Below are 15,855 nucleotides of genomic sequence, written 5' to 3'. Positions count from 1 at the left end.
GCGGAGAATGACGGCAAACTCGCGGCCTTCCCCACATGCTTTTCAGTGTTACCGCTAGTGCTGCAAACGTCCGCGAAGCGTGCCGCCGACCTTGCGGTTATTAGCGTGGCTGGATCTCGTCCCGTCCACCAGGGGACACCGACATGAAACCGTTGATCTGGTCAAATCCACCCCAGGCCGATAAGAGTCTGCAACGCATCGATTCATGCGGTTCATGGCAAGCTTTCCTGCCTGCCTTTTCCCACCGGTCCAGCGGGAGCTGAAGTGTGAGTGTCTGGAGCAGCCTCGGAGCTATTGTAAGTTCGGTCGGAACGGGGGGCGCGCAGATCGTCGACCGCCTTGTTCAGCTCGTGCTTGCGCGCCCGGAGGGAACCAACAGTGTCGGCTTCACGGTCGCGATGATTGCCTTGTCAGCGAAGATGGCCAAGGCAGACGGCGTGGTGACCACTGACGAAATTCTGGCTTTCCGTGAACTCTTCGATGTGCCGCCTAACGAAGAACGTAATGTTGCCCGTCTGTTCAATCTGGCGCAGGAAGATATCGCCGGATTTGAAGTCTACGCCAAAAAACTGGCGGATCTGTTCCCTTATGACCGCAAGACGCTGCTCGATATTCTGGATGGGCTTTTTCACATTGCCAAAGCTGACGGCGTCGTCCACGAAAGTGAAATAGGCTACCTTTCCCGGGTGGCCGAGGTTTTCGGATTCGACGATCGGGAGTTTTCCAGAATCCTCGCCAGACATGTGCGAAACGACGGCAATCCTTATGAGGTGCTCGGATTGGGACCAGAGGCAAGCGATGTGGAGCTCAAGGCGCATTACCGCCGCGAGGTCCAGGAAACGCATCCCGACCGGCTGATCGCAAGAGGCGTTCCGGAGGAGTTTGTCAGGATCGCGAATGACCGTCTTGCGGCCCTGAACGATGCCTGGGCGAAGATCTGCGCAGAAAGAGGCATATGAGCGTTGCGACTGATACCGGCGTAAAGGCCAGGGTCCATCCGTCCCCCAACCATGGACAGCGGGCGCAAGGAGCCCCTGTGGACATGGTCGTTCTTCACTATACCGGCATGCCGAGCGCTGAAGCGGCCTTGCAGCGCCTGTGTGATCCCCGCTCTGAAGTTTCCGCCCATTACGTCGTGAATGAGGATGGCAGCATCCTGCAATGCGTGCCGGAATCCCGCAGGGCCTGGCATGCTGGACGAAGTTTCTGGAAAGGTGAGACCGACATCAATTCCCGCTCGATCGGTGTAGAGATCGTCAATCCGGGGCATGAGCATGGCTATCAGCCATTCCCGGAGCCTCAGATTCAGGCCGTGATTGCGCTCGTTGGCGACATCTGTGCCCGCCACGGCATCCATCCCTGGATGGTTCTGGCGCATTCGGACATCGCGCCGGCCAGGAAGGAAGACCCGGGTGAACTGTTCCCGTGGGACCGCCTGGCGGAAGCCGGGATCGGACTTTATGTGAAACCGTTTCCTCTCGGGGCAGGTCTGCTGATGCAGGAAGGCGACAGCGGTCAACCCGTGGAAGCGCTGCAATCGATGCTCGCGCTCTATGGATATGAACTGGACATTACAGGAGACTTCGACCTGAAGACGCGGCATGCGGTTTCCGCGTTTCAACGTCATTTCCGGCCAGAGAAAGTTGACGGTGTTGTCGATCAGTCAACCATCGAAACACTGCACGCCTTGCTAAGGAAACTGCCGTCGCTTTCAACTTGAACGAGGAGCTCGGCGGCACTTTTCGGGAAAGTGCGAATTCAGACCATCTCAAAAAAACGCACAGTCAACAAAAATGGTTCCCGCAGCGCAGCATTTTTGAGGCATCAAAACCAAAAGAGGTCACAGAATTTCTTCTGAGGGCCTATCGATTGCCGAATTGCTTGCTAAATTTGGCCACAAACTACAGAAAATGACTAAGGTTGGCATTAAATTCCTGTAATATTCAGTAATAAATTGTAATAAATCGTGATGAATTAGCGCCCATTTTCGTCCCATAGCTCCGGCATTCCTCCGCCCTGATTTCAACGCAACGAAAACCAAAAGGGCTGGACTGAATGTTACGGTCATTCAAGAAACTTACTGGGGCGCTGTGCCTTTTCGCCTATGCAACCACTCTTGCAGCACCGGCTGCCATGGCAAGCAGCACGGGGTCCGGGTCGGAACCGATCCTGCACATTATCGATCCGAACAAGCAGAGCGAAGCTGCGGAAAGCAAGCCGTCGGTCGGCTCCGGTTCGAAGCCGATCCTGCATATCATTGAATCGAGCAAGCAGGACACGCAGGACAAACCTGCCAAGAAGACGAGAACTGCAAGCCTGACGCACAAGGTTTCGCCGAAGCGAACCGCTACCGTCAGCAACGACAAATACGCCAAACTCATCCGCAAAGCTGCCGCCAAACACGGCGTGCCGGTGAAGATCGCCAAGGCAGTGGTCCAGGTGGAAAGCAATTTCAATCCGCGTGCACGGGGCAGTGCCGGCGAAGTCGGGCTGATGCAGATCAAGCCGGCGACCGCACGGGGCATCGGTTACCGCGGGTCGACCAAGGCGCTCTATGACCCGGAGACCAATCTGGAATGGGGCATGAAATACCTTGCCGGCGCACACAAGAAAGCGGGTGGTGACGTTTGTGGCACCATCCTGCGTTACAACGCTGGTCATTTCGCAAAGCGGATGAATCCGGTCAGCAAGCGCTATTGCTCCAAAGTGAAGCGGATCATGGCGTCCAGGTAATTGGCTGCAGGGCGGTCAGACGTGGGCAAGAAGAAAACCCCGCCGGAAGGTCCGGCGGGGTTTTTTATTGCCTGAAGAGAGCTGGCACCTCATGCGAATTTCCTGCGGGCTGCCGGTATAGAGGCCGGTACCGGCGTTTCGGCAGATACGTCCGGCGCTGACAGGGGCTGTCCGAGAGCGCTCACCACAGGTACGACACCTGCCCAGATATCGGTTCCGAGGTCTTCCTTGTCATCCACCGGTCCGCCGGTTCTGACCTTTGTGCTTACATGGTCGATCTCCATGACAAGCACACCCGTGGCCTTGTGTTCCTTCGGCATCAATTCGCGGCATTCCTCCCAGCGGCCGGGCAGAAGATGATCGGTGATGGCTGCCAGGGCCTCGATCTGTTCCTGCTCGCTTTCAACCAGTCTTGCCGTGCCATGCACGATCGCGCAGCGATAATTCATCGAGTGATGGAAGGCGGAGCGAGCGACCACCAGACCATCCACCAGTGTCACTGTAAGGCTGGCCGGTACGCCATCCGCGTTCGACTTGATGATGCGGGTGGTGCTCGCCCCATGAATATAGATCCGGTCGCCGATCCGGGCATATGCCATCGGGATCACCATTGGCCGGTCTTCATGAATGAAACCGCAGTGGGCGACAAGGCCTGTGTCCAGGATGTCATAGGCAACGGCCCTGTCATAACCGCCCCGGTTCATCTGGCGGATCTTGGCGTAACCGGGCAGGTCCGCCGCCTGGCGTTTTTCCAGAGTGGACATGGTCTGTCTCCAATTGGCTGTCCGTCTTGTGTTCTGCTGTTTGTCCGATAAATTGGCTCCAAAGAAGATCCGGTTTTTGGAAAATGACAGAACCAGTTTTCCCTGAAGGCATCTTGTCTCTCCAGCGATCGGGAGACGTGCCGCTGGCAGAGCAGATTTACCGCGGGTTTCGTGATGCCGTGCGTACCGGCCTATTGCGGTCCGGCACAAAGCTGCCGTCCACACGGCGGCTGGCAGCGTTGCTCAACGTCGGGCGGAACACTGTCAACACGGCCTATGACCTGCTACAGGCCGAAGGTGTGATCACGGTGCGCACAGGCGCTGCTCCGCGTATCACCGAAGGGCTTTTGCTGGAAGGGGGGCCAGCGGCGCGCGTGGCTGACGTGTCCGGTCCCGCACTCTCCCGGCGCGGGCAGGCCCTGAGTGCCAATTTGCGCGGCGAAGGGTGGGCTAATCGTCAGGGGAGCTTGCAGCCGGGCGCGCCAGCGCTTGATCTGTTTCCCTATGAAGAATGGGCCAGGTGCCTGCGCAGGGCGGCGCGGCTCGAGCGCAGTGCGGATCTCCACTATCAGAATTTTGCTGGCTTGGATGCGCTCAAGCAGCAGATTGCACGTCATCTTGCGGCCGAGCGTGGGGTTCGGGCAGATCCCGGCCGGATTCTCGTTACCAGTTCCACGCAGGCCTGTCTGGCAATGCTCAGCCAGGTTCTCACCGATCCGGGCGACGAAGTCTGGCTTGAAGAGCCCGGATATCTTGGCGCTCGCACGGCTTTTTCTGGCGCGGCTCTGACAATTCGGCCCTTGCCGACGGACGGTGAAGGCGCGGACGCAACCAGGATGGCGCATCTGGATCATCCGCCAAAGCTGATCTACGTAACGCCTTCACACCATTATCCGCTGGGTGCACGCATGCCGTTGGCACGACGCCTGGCGCTTCTTGATGTCGCCCGCACGTATGGTGCGGTCATCCTGGAAGACGATTATGACAGCGAATTCCTGTTCGAGGGCCGGCCCGTCGCCGCGCTGCACGGGCTGGCAGATGAAGGGCAGGTCGTCTATCTGGGCACCTTCGCAAAGAGCTTGCTGCCGGGCCTCAGGATCGCCTATTGCGTTGTGCCAGACGGGCTCGTGGCTCCGCTAACCCAGACAATGCGCAATGTCGGTTGCTCCGCCAACGTTCAGGCACAGGCAGCGCTTGCCCGCTTCATGGATAGCGGCGCATATCAAAAGCATCTGAAGCAGATCCGTCCAGTCTATCTGGAACGTGGAACGCTGCTGGCAAATGCGTTGAGACACCGTCTGGGAAATCGCGTCGAAGTCGCACCGCTGACCGGCAATGTCCAGTTGACCGTGATGTTCCGAGAGCCTGTCGACGATATTGCCGTGGCCCTGGCCATGCAAGGCCGGGGTTTTGCGGTCTCACCGCTCAGCAACTGTTACCTGACCAAGCCTGGAAGGCCGGGGTTGATTGTCGGCTTTGCAGGTGCGAACGCACGGCAGATCGAAGACGGTGTGGACGCCCTTGCCGGTCTTTTGGGCACAGGCCAGGTGTACTGATCTGGCTGTGTCAAAACCGCATTGTCGGAGCGTCTCCATGAACGATCAACGAGGCTTCCATTGCCGAGATAACACTGTCGACGACGATGTCAGAGCCGTCCTACTCGGGATCATCCAGTTCGCGAGACAAACACCACGAATGAGACTGAAACTTATGGGCTGGCTGAAATGAGGGCTGCAGCTTCCTGCGTCTTGATGGCGTTTGTCACCAATACGTCCCCAGGGATGAGATCATGAGGAGACGTCAGCCGTTGGCGTCGCACAAGAAAAATGAACTTTGTGCGACGCGGTATTGTTACTGAACCTGCAAAACCCGTTCACCGGGCAAGCCTACGGCAGCCTAGGCTGCGCGAACCTTGGCCAGGAAGTCCTGCATGGCATGGCGCAAGGTATTGGACTGCTCGTGAAGCTCTCCCACAGCTGCGTTCATGTCCGTGCTGAGGTTTGCGGTTTCACTGGCGGCACCGCTGACTTCGGCAATGGACCTTGAAACACCCTCGGTGCCCTGAGCTGCTTCGGAGACGCTGCTGGCGATTTCAGTAGTTGCCAGGTTCTGTTCTTCCGCAGCACCGGACATGGCGTGCGTGTTTTCGGAGATCTTCTGGACCAGGCCGGCAACCGACCCTGTGGCTTCTGTCGACGCATCCGCCGCCTGGCGCATTTCGGTGATCTGCCGGTCGATTTCTTCCGTTGCCTTGGATGTCTGTTCGGCAAGAGCCTTTACTTCGGACGCAACGACCGCAAAGCCCTTTCCGGCTTCGCCTGCACGGGCTGCTTCAATGGTCGCGTTGAGAGCGAGCAGATTGGTCTGTTCAGCAATATCGGTGATCAGTTTCGTGACATCGCCGATGCGGGAAACCACCTGCTGCACCGTAGCCACAGCTTCGTTGGAGCGACCGACCTCGTTTTCCGCTTCCTGGGCGATTTCCGAGGACGAGCGCACCTGATCCGTGATCGCACGGATGGAGGCGGACAGTTCTTCTGTCGCACTGGCAACCGTATTCACATTTGTGGTCGCCTGTTCTGCGGCGGCCGACACGGCCAGAGCCTGTTCGGTCGTGTTGTTGGCAATCGTCGAGAGCGCGCCGGCAGAACCGGTAAGCTCGTCGAGCCTTGTAATCATGCCGTCGCAGATGTTGAGGACAGTGGCTTCGAAGTCGCTGGCGAACTGCTCCATTTCCTCGCGTTTCATCCGTTCGGCGTTGATGCGTTCGGCTTCGGTCTGTTCTTCGAGTTCCCGTGTGCGGATCAGGTTTTCCCGGAACACGCCGAGTGCACGGCCGAGCAGCCCGATTTCATCGCGCCTGTCGTTGACGTCCACCGTCAGCGAGGTGTCCCCGGCCGACAGCTTTTCGGTTATGGCGGACAGCCGGGACAGCGGTGCGGAAATCGCGATGTGATTGATGAAGCCAAGAATCATCGCAAGAACGGTCAGGATCAATGTGCTGGAAAGAGAGACGATCTGGACCGTGTTCAGGGCCTGGTTCTGTGCAACAACGGATGCTTGCCGTGCCACCCGGACAGCTTCGGCAAGCTCTCGGCTTTGTTGCTGGACCGCTGACAAAAGGCCTGCGCTCTCCGGGGTCAGGTCAATGGCGCGCGCCATGTCGACTGTTTCAGGCGTACGCATCAGATCGATCTGGCGTGCGGCAATCTGGTTGAACCAGGTTTTCCAGCTTGATTGCAGCTCGGAAAGATGGCTTTGAAATTCGGGCAGGGTCGCATCGACAAGAGAGCCGACTTCCGAAAAGCCTGCCTGAATTTCTCCGTTCAGATCCTGGGAACGTTTGAGAAGGTCGCGATTGCCGGTGAGCAGGAAGGACTTTACCGACAGGGCCTGTGCGGCGATTTTTTCGGTAAGTTCTGCCGTTTCCGTGCTGAGATCCGACAGATTGTTGGCGGATTTGACTTCATTCAGGGCGGAATTCGTCTGGTAGGCGCTCATACCACCGGCGATGGCGCCAATGAGTGCGAGCGTCAGGAACCCTGCTGCGATCTTTTTGCTGACGGAGAGATTTTTGAACATGGTTTTTCCCGCTTAAGATCCCGTTCCCTGACGACGCATAAGTTCGGTCAGGTTGAATTCCACTGTGGCAGCCCCGATTGCTTTTTTCGTCTCGGGGTCCGTGATCGTCACGTTGAGCTGGGCGCGCCAGATCTTGCTGTCTTCGTCCCATTCCGGTGCATCGATGAAAACGGCCTCGGGACCATTCGGGAATGTCTTTTGAAACTTGTCTTCGTCTCCCTGCCAATAGTCGCTTGTAATCGCGCTTTGCCCGACGTTCAGTCCGTTGGCATCCATGACGAAGATTTCAGGGTAAAGCCCCAGGGAACCCGCCTGAACACGCAGGAGATAGATCGACAAGGGTGCGGACAAGGTTGCGGAGATCAACGGTTTGTCCGAGGCCTCGCGTTCCTGCCGCCATTGCTTGTCCAATGCGTCAATTTCGGATTGGGAAAGCGAACCGCGCAGATTGTTCTGGGCGTTGATCGACAGTGCGACAATCGGGTTCGAAAGCCATTCGGTAACGGTTTCCACGACCTCCGGCTGGATCAACGCTTTCGCGTCCGGTGGTGTTTCGGCAGCCTGGGCTGCGGATGCCAGCAAAACCGCCGGCAGGATAGCGCACAGTTGACGCATCTTTTTCTCCTTGTTTGTTCTCATTACCTTCGGTCACCTGGGGTTTCTTAATGTTTAATTTTTGGGCAACGAGCGGAAAAAGTTTTTATCTATAGGGGTTTAGTGGAGTGTTTTTCAAAATTGCACTGGTAATTTTTACAGTAACGAAGTCGATTTTTCCCGATCCGTTCCGGAGTGGGTGTCTTGTGGCGAGTGTTGGGCCTGAAATTTCCCTGATAATTTTGTCAGCACCTATCCGTGCAAGCAGTAGCTTGCGCGAAGGTTGTGGTGCTGGTTGTGAGGCGGGATGGATCGGTGAAGACTGCGAGACGTCGCACGTCAGTTGAGAGGATCTTGGCACCTCTCACACTGCTCCCGCTCGTTCCGGGAAGCTTCGGATGGCAGGTGTCCTGACAGGTGAGTGTGGTTTCCCGGGAATTCACGCACCACGGCAGCGACAGTCGCTTGACCTTGACCTCAAAGCCTCCTAAGTCCCATGCGCCAGTCGGCCGGACAGCCGCTGCCGCAAGTGCCGAAAGGCCGCGGGGGAGGAAAGTCCGGGCTCCATGGATACACGGTGCCGGGTAACGCCCGGCGAGGGTGACCTTAGGGAAAGTGCCACAGAAAGCAAACCGCCCCGGACAAATCGAGAGATTTTCCCGGGGTAAGGGTGAAAGGGTGGGGTAAGAGCCCACCGCGCAACTGGCAACAGCGGCGGCATGGTAAACCCCACCGGGAGCAAAACCGAATAGGGACAGCGCGAACCGGAGCGATCCGGTTCAGGCCGGTTTCCGGGCCAGCTGTCCGGGTTGGTTGCGATAGGCGTCTGGCAACAGGCGTCACAGATGAATGGCTGTCACGTCCGCGCCAGATCTCGTATCTGGCCGGGCCATACAGAACCCGGCTTACAGGCCGACTGGCTCTTACCTTCCCTGATCAGCCTGCTGCATATTGCGGCGTGCTGCCAAGAAAAGTCCCGTAGGCTTCAGCGTTCGGATAGGAGAACTGCTCCGCCAGCGGGTTTGCGCGTTTTCGCCTGGCAGCGCCCATGTCCGCCAGCAACTCGTCAAAATGACGGAAATGGAACGGAGCCGAGCACAGCCCACCGTAGACCTGAGCTGCCGGACGTTCCCGGCGTCGCCAGTGGAGCATCTGGTCGATATTGGCGCGCATGTCTGCATCGCTCGGCTGATTGGCCAGCTGGCCGTCGGCGTAGCGCACCAGCCAGTTGGCAATCATCTCTGCAGAGAGCACCGTACAGAAGCTTGAGTTGAAGCCGACGAACCCCATGTCGGGCAAGTCCGGGTTCACCGACAACCGGTAGACCCGGTATTGCCCGTCAGGCTCGATGAGCTTGTCCCGGTATTCCTTTGCCAGATAGGGAATGCCAAGTTTCCAGCCAACCGCCAGCACTGCCAGGTCGCATGGGAGCGCTTCGCCCGTCGACAGGACGACGTGGCCGGTCTCGTAGCGCTGGAATGTTCCCCGGACAGGACGGATGCTGCCTGCCTCAAAACCTTCGAAGAGACCGGGTGTCACGATCGGCAAGGAACAGGAGGCATCCTTTTCGATCGGAATATCCGGCACCATGTCCCATTTCTTCAGCTTGAGCTGGGCCTTGAGCAAAGTTTCCAGGCCCCGGAAATTCGCCCAGATCAACGGTTTGAAGGCGGTGGAGACCACCTTCGCAATACCCGAGCGGCCCCAGCCGTTGAACTGCTGTTCCTGGGCGCGCATGTAAAGCAGGCGTTTGAAATTGATACCGCCGACAAAATAGGGCACGCGCCACACCGGCTCCCTGTATACCAGCGTGACGGATTTCGCGCCGTTTCTTGAGGCGTTGACCACAATGTCGGTGGCGGATTTGGATCCGCCGAGAACGACCACATGTTTGCCTTCCGCCAGGCCGCTGTCGGTATAGTCCGAACTGTGCAGCACCCTGCCGCCAGCGGCCTCAAAGGCATCCTGCCCGGAATGTGAAATGATGTTCTTGTCCGAGAACTGGCCGGTGCAGACCGCGACAAAATCGAAGTCCTCGTTCCAGGTTCTGCCTGCCGCTTCAAGTGTCAGTGTCCAGCCAGGCTTGCCGTCGGAGCGCCGGTCCATCGACAGGACGTTGGTGTTCAGCCGGAACAGCCGGCCCAGATTGTGCTTCTTCGCATAGGCATGCAGATAGGCGTGAACCTGAGGCCCCTTCGGCCATTCCGGATAGTCGTCCGGCATTGGCAGGTCGGTGAAGCGGTAAAGGTCCTTTGGGGACTGGGTCTGCACGTCCGGATACGACCGGGACAGTTCCCAAACACCCCCGAAATCATGGCTGCGCTCAAAGCCAAGTACCCGGTGGCCGCGCTCGTCAAAGGCTTTCGCGGCCGCAAGCCCGCTCACGCCGCCGCCGATCACGGCAACAGTCTTGCGTTTCGTCATTCTCGATGTCCTCTTGCCTCAGGGGCGGCCGGTGCTCACCTGAACGCCGGCAAGCCGCCCCGACACTTCAAAAACAGGTCTTGCCGTGTTTGATCAGGCCTGATCGGGTGGCGGCAGGAAGTCGACCTCGTGCAGGGCGGAAAGCCGGACCAGTTCAGCCGGATCCGTTACGCCATCGAGAGCCCCGAAAAGCTCGAAGAGTTTGCGTGACGGGGCTACGCCGAAGACACAGGTGGCGGTCTTGCCGGACCGGTTGAAGATGCCGTGTGCTTCGCCCATAGGCATGCGGATTGTGTCGCCTGCGTTCGCCTTGTGGGTCTTGCCGCCCATTTCAACTTCCAGTTCCCCGTCCAGCATCACGATCCATTCGTCCTGGGTCGGATGAATGTGGGGCGGGACAAAGGTCTCCGCGGGAATGACTGCGTGCCAGATGAAGGCGTTGCCGCTCAGGAGTTTCGGCGTGTAGGTGTGCCCGACCACATTCCAGCTGATATTGTCCAGTCCCGCGTTGGCTGCGGTAATGCCTGCGCCGTCTTGCATGATTGTTCCCCTCATTGCTCATTTGGTGCGCTTTGGTCTTTCGACGGGAAAAGGCTAAGCGCAGCAAGGCGGATTGCTTTATCCAGAAAGCGAAATTACTTGGCCCGATGCAGTAAAATGACGCATTGCACAGAAGGTGGCGCTTGAACGGGCTTCGCCGCGACGGCATGCTTCAGGGATGTTGTCTCAGGCAGAAAGCAAAACACCGCTCGACCGCTTCAGATGCTTCGAAACCTCGGATGTTGACGAAGCGAGGGAGATCGTTGCCCGTCACTTCTGCAACCATCGCCTGGGGCGGTTTTCCGTTTCCGACAAGTTTGATGCCTGCCAGAACCGGGTCTCCGGACAGCATCTGTCTCTCAACTATCTGCGCTACGGCGCCGACGTGGCTATCGAGCCGGGTGAACTTTCCGACTTTTATCTGATCCAGCTTCCGATTGCCGGAACTGCGGAGGTTCGAAATGGGTGCCGGTCTATGGTTTCCACGCCACGGGCTGCCTCCATTCTCAATCCGGACCGGCACACGGCCATGCGGTGGCATGCCGGCTGCGAACAGATCCTTCTTCAGATAGAGACAGGCTTCCTGAAGGACGTCGCGGCCAGGATGGCCGGCGTTGCGATCGGGCAGGTTCGCTTCGAGCCCGAGTTCACCCTGCTGTCACCGGAAGGGACCGCGTGGCGGCGACGCCTGTGCGGCGTTCTCAGGGCAGCCGAAGAGGGGCGCGTGTTTCAGGGAACCGGCAGTCCGGAGCAGCGCCATCTGGAAGAAGCGCTTGCCGGTGCGCTTCTGGAGTTTCAGCCAAACACCGTGTCGCCGCTGCTGGAGCGGCGGGAGACGGGCAGGTCGCCTGCGATCCTCAAACGGGCTCTCGGTTTGATCAGCGAGCGCTTTGCCGATGACATCAGTCTTCTGGATATCAGCACGCATGCACGAACTTCGCCACGAAACCTTCAACTGCAGTTCCGGCAGGAATTCGGCTGCACCCCGCTCCAGTACCTGCAAGACGTCCGATTGAGCTACGCACGCCACCTATTGTTGACCGAGGGGCGCAACCTGCCCGTGGCAGAGGTTGCCTATCGCTCCGGCCACCGGCATTTCGGCCGGTTCTCGGTTGCCTACAGAAAGCGGTTCGGTGAGACACCGGGAGCCACGGGGCGGGCGCACAGGTTCGGCTGAGACGTTCGTCGCGAAGGCGGATTTCATTCTCCACAAGTCTTTCGGAATAGGCAGAAATTGCCGGGTTTCCGGGCTTTGATGCGGAAAACCTCCGTATTCCTGCGAATCCGATTCTTCATTTGTGTCAAGGCTTCATTAAGCATGTTTGACTTAAGGTCTCTCGACGGGGTCGTGAGCGATCAAATCGAGCCTGAATCCACGAGATTCCATTGACCGCCCATGAATTCCCATGGTATCCCATAAGAACCCAGAATGGGGAGCGCGGGCCCATCTCAGTGGGGTCATGGACATCGGTTTAACGGCTCGGAAAGTGCCGTTTTTGCAAATTGCATGTCCGGGCAAGTTGCCGGCCTTCCTCTCATTTACGGGTGAACTTGGGATTTGAACGGGTGGGGACCCGTTTCGAGGGGATGAATGGCCGGCTTTGTTTCTCACTTTACCAACCGGCTGGATGCCAAGGGTCGCGTGTCGATCCCGGCGCCCTTCCGTACGGTATTGGCGAGAGATGGATTTGAAGGCCTTTATTGCATTGCTTCCTCACACTGCGCGGCTGTCGACGCGGGCGGTAACGATCTGCTCGCTGAAATCAACAAGTGCTCTGAAACCGTTGCAAAGCTCTCTCCCGATCATGATGCGCTGGCGATTGCCTTGTTCGGCGCAAGTGAGAACCCACGGATCGACGGAGATGGCCGCATGACCATTTCCGACATGATCCGTGAGCACACCGGAATTACCGACCAGGTCACCTTTGTCGGCATGAATTACAAGTTCCAGATCTGGGAACCTGAAAAGTTTCGCGAGTACCGCGCAGAGGCCCAACGGCGTGCGCTCGCGATGCTGTCGGGGCAACGCTCCGCACCCTCTCAGGGAGAGCCGGTATGATGGCGCTCGGCGACAGAGACGTTGCTTCTGACGCTGGCGGACCCGAGCGCCATGTGCCGGTTCTCCTGAAAGAGGTTCTGCAGTGGCTTGCGCCGCAGCCCGGTGAAGTGATTGTCGACGGCACGTTCGGCGCAGGCGGATATTCCCGAGCCATTCTGGAATGTGGGGCCAGTGTTGTCGGTATCGACAGGGATCCGGATGCGATAGCCGGCGGGCAGGAGCTGGTGAAGGCTTCCGGGGGGCGTTTGACGCTCGTGCCTGGTCAATTTGCCGAACTTGAGTCTCATGCGCGTGCTTGCGGGTTCGATGGTGTCGATGGCGTGGTTCTCGATCTCGGTGTGTCTTCCATGCAGCTCGATGAAGCCGAGCGCGGGTTTTCCTTCCTGCGTGACGGGCCCTTGGACATGCGTATGGAACAGGCCGGACCGTCTGCTGCCGACGTGGTCAACGAACTGCCGGTGAAGGATCTGATCCGCGTCATCGGTCTGCTTGGGGAAGAAAAGCGGGCGACGACTGTCGCTCATGCCATCGACAAGGCTCGCAAGGAGAAGCCGTTCACCCGAACGCTCGATCTGGCGAGCCTGATCGAAAAGGTGCTGGGCCGGTCGCCAAAGAAGGCGCAGATTCATCCTGCGACGCGGACCTTCCAGGCGCTGCGGATCTATGTGAACGGCGAGTTGCATCAGGCCGCCGAAGCGCTGGGCGCAGCCGAGCGGATCCTGAAGCCGGGCGGGCGTCTGGTTCTGGTGAGTTTCCATTCCCTGGAAGACCGCATCGTCAAGCGGTTCCTTCAGGATCGGACCCGGACCCGTGGTGGCGGGTCACGACACATGCCGGAAGAGGATGTCCCTCCGGCGACATTCGAATTGTTGACGCGCAAGGCGGTGGAAGCCGCTGGTGCGGAAACGGATATCAATCCGCGGGCAAGGTCCGCAAAACTTCGGGCCGGGCGGCGGACCGAAGCGGAGGCGCGAGAGCTGGACATCCATCAGGCGGGTGTCCCACGTCTCGCAGCCTTTCATGGTCTAGGGGGCTGAAAATGGTTCGAACGCTGAACATCGTGTTCATTCTGGCGGTCGTGATCGGCGCGGCGACCGTCTACGACATGAAACTCGCAGCAACGAAGTCTGCGGAGAAGGTTGCTGAACTCAAACGGCAGATCGACGAGGAGCGCGACTCTATCCGTCACCTGAAGGCGGAATGGAGCCTGCTCAACAAGCCGGACCGTCTCCAGTCCCTGGTCGAGCGCTATAACGATTACCTTCTTCTGGAGCCGCTGGATGTAAAGCAGATCGTGACGACAGAAGACCTTCCGGCGCGTCCTGTAATGCTGGAACCTATCGGTGGCAGTCAGATGGGCGGCTATGCCGGCACATCTGCTGTGATCCAGTGAGGGCGCGGTCATGACGATGGTTAGCGAACCGGCAAGCTTCCTCCAGGTGCGGCGGGCTCATCCCCGGGCTGCCCGGGACTCTGTTTCCGCCAGTGCGGTCAAGTCTCGTGTTTATGTGGCCATGCTCGCCTTTGCCTGCGTCTACATTGCGATTGCAGGGCGCCTTGTGATGTTGGCGCAGATGGAAGAAGCGCCGTCCCATGCATGGATTTCGGCGCAGGATTCAGTTGCAGCCTCCCGTCCGGACCTGATCGACAGAAACGGCGAGATCCTGGCGACTGATATCAAGACAGCTTCGCTTTATGCCGAACCGCGCCGCATCATGGATGTGGATGAGGCGGTTGAGGGCCTGATCCGCATCCTGCCGGACCTGAACGAAGGTCTCGTTCGCCGCCGTCTGGAAAGCGGTGCGGGCTTTGTCTGGCTGAAGCGTGAAATGACGCCGCAACAGGCGGAGAGGGTGCATAATCTCGGCCTGCCGGGGATCGGGTTCCTGTCGGAGAACCAGCGGTTCTATCCGGGCGGGCCAACGGCAGGGCACATCGTGGGATCTGTCAATGTCGACAACCAGGGCCTCGCGGGCATCGAAAAATACATTGATGACTCCTGGCTGAGGGATCTTCAGTCTCTCGGGTTCACGTCCGACCGAACCATGGAGCCGGTTCGGCTGTCCGTCGATCTGCGTGTTCAGCATGTCGTGCGCGATGAACTCGTGAAGGCGATGGAGCGCTACAAGGCAATCGCTGCAGCCGGTATTGTGCTGGATGTAAAGACCGGCGAAGTGGTCGCCATGTCGTCCTTGCCTGATTACGATCCGAACGACCGGTCGCAGGCGCTTGAAAAGGATCGTCTCAACCGGGCAACCGGCGGTGTCTTCGAAATGGGGTCGGTGTTCAAGACCTTCACCACCGCGATGGCGCTGGATTCGGGGGCTGTTTCGATCAACGACAGCTTCGATGCGACACGCCCAATCCGGGCAGGTGGCCGCACGATTTCGGATTTCCACGGGAAACACCGCATCCTGTCTGTGCCGGAAATCTTCATCTATTCGTCCAACATCGGTACTGCCAAGATGATGCTGGCAACCGGCATCGCACGTCAGCAGGAATTCCTGAAACGCCTGCATCTGACCGAGCGTCTGAACACGGAGCTGCCGGAAAATGCGGCGCCTCTGCTGCCTCCGAAATGGAACGAGCTGGCAGCGATGACCATCTCCTTCGGGCACGGTATTTCGGTTACGCCGATGCAGACCGCAGTTGCCGCGGCTGCACTCGTCAATGGTGGTACGCTGCTGCCGCCAACCTTCCTGCCACGAAGCCCTGAAGACGTACAAAAGCTTGGCAAACAAGTGGTTTCTCCGGAAACCAGCCGCATGATGCGTTATCTCTTCAGGCTGAACGTGCTCTCCGGTTCCGGCCGCCGGGCCGATGTCCCGGGGTATACGGTCGGAGGCAAAACGGGTACCGCGGAGAAGATCGAGAACGGCCGGTATGTCAGCAACAAGCGCCGCAACTCGTTCCTGTCGGCCTTTCCGATGGACGACCCACGCTATGTGGTTCTTGTCGTGGTCGACGAACCGAAACCGGAACGCGAAGGCATCGGTGCAACGGCAGGTCTCAATGCCGCGCCGATGGTCGGGGCAATCATTCGCCGCTCCGCTCCGATGCTTGGCGTGATGCCACGTTTCAGTAAAGGGGATGAACCTATCGAGATTTCCTATTAAGGAGTCGAATTGAGCTTTGAAGACCGGCGGGGTCGCAGCCGAA

14 protein-coding genes and 1 other RNA gene are annotated in these 15,855 nt (G+C 58.6%); 10 read left to right on the top strand and 5 right to left on the bottom strand.

Annotated elements, in window-relative coordinates:
* Positions 1-266: 266 nt before the first annotated feature.
* The 3 genes from ACYQ54_RS05175 to ACYQ54_RS05165 all read left to right on the top strand — a co-directional run bounded on the left by ACYQ54_RS05175 (position 267) and on the right by ACYQ54_RS05165 (position 2,733).
* Positions 267-959, top strand: coding sequence for a TerB family tellurite resistance protein (locus tag ACYQ54_RS05175; RefSeq protein WP_460079970.1), 693 nt, complete (start codon positions 267-269; stop codon positions 957-959).
* Positions 956-1,720, top strand: coding sequence for an N-acetylmuramoyl-L-alanine amidase (locus ACYQ54_RS05170; protein WP_460079968.1), 765 nt, complete (start codon positions 956-958; stop codon positions 1,718-1,720). The genes ACYQ54_RS05175 and ACYQ54_RS05170 overlap by 4 nt, the downstream gene beginning before the upstream one ends.
* Positions 1,721-2,133: 413 nt before the next feature.
* Positions 2,134-2,733: a lytic transglycosylase domain-containing protein gene (locus ACYQ54_RS05165; RefSeq protein WP_460081685.1), complete on the top strand. Its 600-nt coding sequence runs from the start codon at positions 2,134-2,136 to the stop codon at positions 2,731-2,733.
* A gap of 89 nt (positions 2,734-2,822) precedes the next feature.
* On the opposite strand, the gene ACYQ54_RS05160 is transcribed toward ACYQ54_RS05165, so the two are convergent.
* Positions 2,823-3,497 carry a pyridoxamine 5'-phosphate oxidase family protein gene (locus tag ACYQ54_RS05160; RefSeq protein WP_460079966.1) on the bottom strand — a complete coding sequence of 225 codons (675 nt, stop codon included), beginning with the start codon at positions 3,495-3,497 and terminating at the stop codon, positions 2,823-2,825.
* A gap of 83 nt (positions 3,498-3,580) precedes the next feature.
* Here ACYQ54_RS05160 and pdxR point away from each other — a divergent pair, with 83 nt between their 5' ends.
* Positions 3,581-5,053 carry a MocR-like pyridoxine biosynthesis transcription factor PdxR gene (gene pdxR, locus ACYQ54_RS05155; RefSeq protein ID WP_460079964.1) on the top strand — a complete coding sequence of 491 codons (1,473 nt, stop codon included), beginning with the start codon at positions 3,581-3,583 and terminating at the stop codon, positions 5,051-5,053.
* 340 nt (positions 5,054-5,393) lie between these two features.
* On the opposite strand, the gene ACYQ54_RS05150 is transcribed toward pdxR, so the two are convergent.
* Together ACYQ54_RS05150 and ACYQ54_RS05145 are read right to left on the bottom strand one after the other, a co-directional pair.
* Positions 5,394-7,079: a methyl-accepting chemotaxis protein gene (locus ACYQ54_RS05150; RefSeq protein ID WP_460079962.1), complete on the bottom strand. Its 1,686-nt coding sequence runs from the start codon at positions 7,077-7,079 to the stop codon at positions 5,394-5,396.
* Positions 7,080-7,091: 12 nt separating this feature from the next.
* A complete protein-coding gene (locus tag ACYQ54_RS05145; RefSeq protein WP_460079960.1) occupies positions 7,092-7,694 on the bottom strand; it encodes a hypothetical protein in 603 nt (200 codons plus the stop codon).
* A gap of 480 nt (positions 7,695-8,174) precedes the next feature.
* Between ACYQ54_RS05145 and rnpB the strand changes: the two genes are divergently transcribed.
* Positions 8,175-8,597: RNase P RNA component class A (gene rnpB / locus ACYQ54_RS05140), an RNA gene on the top strand.
* Positions 8,598-8,609: 12 nt separating this feature from the next.
* Here rnpB and ACYQ54_RS05135 read toward each other — a convergent pair.
* On the bottom strand, positions 8,610-10,097 hold the full coding sequence (locus ACYQ54_RS05135) for a flavin-containing monooxygenase (RefSeq protein WP_460079959.1): 1,488 nt from the start codon (positions 10,095-10,097) through the stop codon (positions 8,610-8,612).
* Between the two features lie 93 nt (positions 10,098-10,190).
* A complete protein-coding gene (locus tag ACYQ54_RS05130; protein ID WP_460079958.1) occupies positions 10,191-10,637 on the bottom strand; it encodes a cupin domain-containing protein in 447 nt (148 codons plus the stop codon).
* A 178-nt stretch (positions 10,638-10,815) separates the two neighbouring features.
* Between ACYQ54_RS05130 and ACYQ54_RS05125 the strand changes: the two genes are divergently transcribed.
* From ACYQ54_RS05125 to ACYQ54_RS05105, 5 genes are all read left to right on the top strand, one after another.
* Positions 10,816-11,814 carry an AraC-like ligand-binding domain-containing protein gene (locus tag ACYQ54_RS05125; protein WP_460079957.1) on the top strand — a complete coding sequence of 333 codons (999 nt, stop codon included), beginning with the start codon at positions 10,816-10,818 and terminating at the stop codon, positions 11,812-11,814.
* 414 nt (positions 11,815-12,228) lie between these two features.
* The gene (locus ACYQ54_RS05120; protein WP_460079955.1) at positions 12,229-12,696 is read left to right on the top strand and encodes a division/cell wall cluster transcriptional repressor MraZ; all 468 of its coding nucleotides are present in this window, start codon (positions 12,229-12,231) and stop codon (positions 12,694-12,696) included.
* Positions 12,693-13,733 (top strand): 16S rRNA (cytosine(1402)-N(4))-methyltransferase RsmH, encoded by a 1,041-nt coding sequence (gene rsmH / locus ACYQ54_RS05115; protein WP_460079954.1) that lies wholly within the window; start codon positions 12,693-12,695, stop codon positions 13,731-13,733. Before ACYQ54_RS05120 ends, rsmH begins: the two co-directional genes overlap by 4 nt.
* 2 nt (positions 13,734-13,735) lie before the next feature.
* Positions 13,736-14,089 carry a cell division protein FtsL gene (gene ftsL, locus ACYQ54_RS05110; protein ID WP_460079951.1) on the top strand — a complete coding sequence of 118 codons (354 nt, stop codon included), beginning with the start codon at positions 13,736-13,738 and terminating at the stop codon, positions 14,087-14,089.
* Between the two features lie 10 nt (positions 14,090-14,099).
* On the top strand, positions 14,100-15,812 hold the full coding sequence (locus ACYQ54_RS05105; RefSeq protein WP_460079950.1) for a peptidoglycan D,D-transpeptidase FtsI family protein: 1,713 nt from the start codon (positions 14,100-14,102) through the stop codon (positions 15,810-15,812).
* The last annotated feature ends 43 nt before the right edge of the window (positions 15,813-15,855 follow it).

The sequence above is a fragment of the Roseibium sp. LAB1 genome, assembly GCF_054658235.1.
This window is presented reverse-complemented; position numbering and strand designations above follow the sequence as displayed.

Bases quoted from the DNA above. Each gene is read 5' to 3' on its own strand.
- ACYQ54_RS05170 (WP_460079968.1), top strand. From the start codon at position 956: ATGAGCGTTGCGACTGATACCGGCGTAAAGGCCAGGGTCCATCCGTCC.
- ACYQ54_RS05130 (WP_460079958.1), bottom strand. From the start codon at position 10,637: ATGCAAGACGGCGCAGGCATTACCGCAGCCAACGCGGGACTGGACAAT.
- ftsL (WP_460079951.1), top strand. From the start codon at position 13,736: ATGGTTCGAACGCTGAACATCGTGTTCATTCTGGCGGTCGTGATCGGC.
- pdxR (WP_460079964.1), top strand. From the start codon at position 3,581: ATGACAGAACCAGTTTTCCCTGAAGGCATCTTGTCTCTCCAGCGATCG.
- ACYQ54_RS05125 (WP_460079957.1), top strand. From the start codon at position 10,816: ATGTTGTCTCAGGCAGAAAGCAAAACACCGCTCGACCGCTTCAGATGC.
- rsmH (WP_460079954.1), top strand. From the start codon at position 12,693: ATGATGGCGCTCGGCGACAGAGACGTTGCTTCTGACGCTGGCGGACCC.
- ACYQ54_RS05135 (WP_460079959.1), bottom strand. From the start codon at position 10,097: ATGACGAAACGCAAGACTGTTGCCGTGATCGGCGGCGGCGTGAGCGGG.
- ACYQ54_RS05150 (WP_460079962.1), bottom strand. From the start codon at position 7,079: ATGTTCAAAAATCTCTCCGTCAGCAAAAAGATCGCAGCAGGGTTCCTG.
- ACYQ54_RS05105 (WP_460079950.1), top strand. From the start codon at position 14,100: ATGACGATGGTTAGCGAACCGGCAAGCTTCCTCCAGGTGCGGCGGGCT.
- ACYQ54_RS05120 (WP_460079955.1), top strand. From the start codon at position 12,229: ATGGCCGGCTTTGTTTCTCACTTTACCAACCGGCTGGATGCCAAGGGT.
- ACYQ54_RS05145 (WP_460079960.1), bottom strand. From the start codon at position 7,694: ATGCGTCAACTGTGCGCTATCCTGCCGGCGGTTTTGCTGGCATCCGCA.
- ACYQ54_RS05165 (WP_460081685.1), top strand. From the start codon at position 2,134: ATGGCAAGCAGCACGGGGTCCGGGTCGGAACCGATCCTGCACATTATC.
- ACYQ54_RS05160 (WP_460079966.1), bottom strand. From the start codon at position 3,497: ATGTCCACTCTGGAAAAACGCCAGGCGGCGGACCTGCCCGGTTACGCC.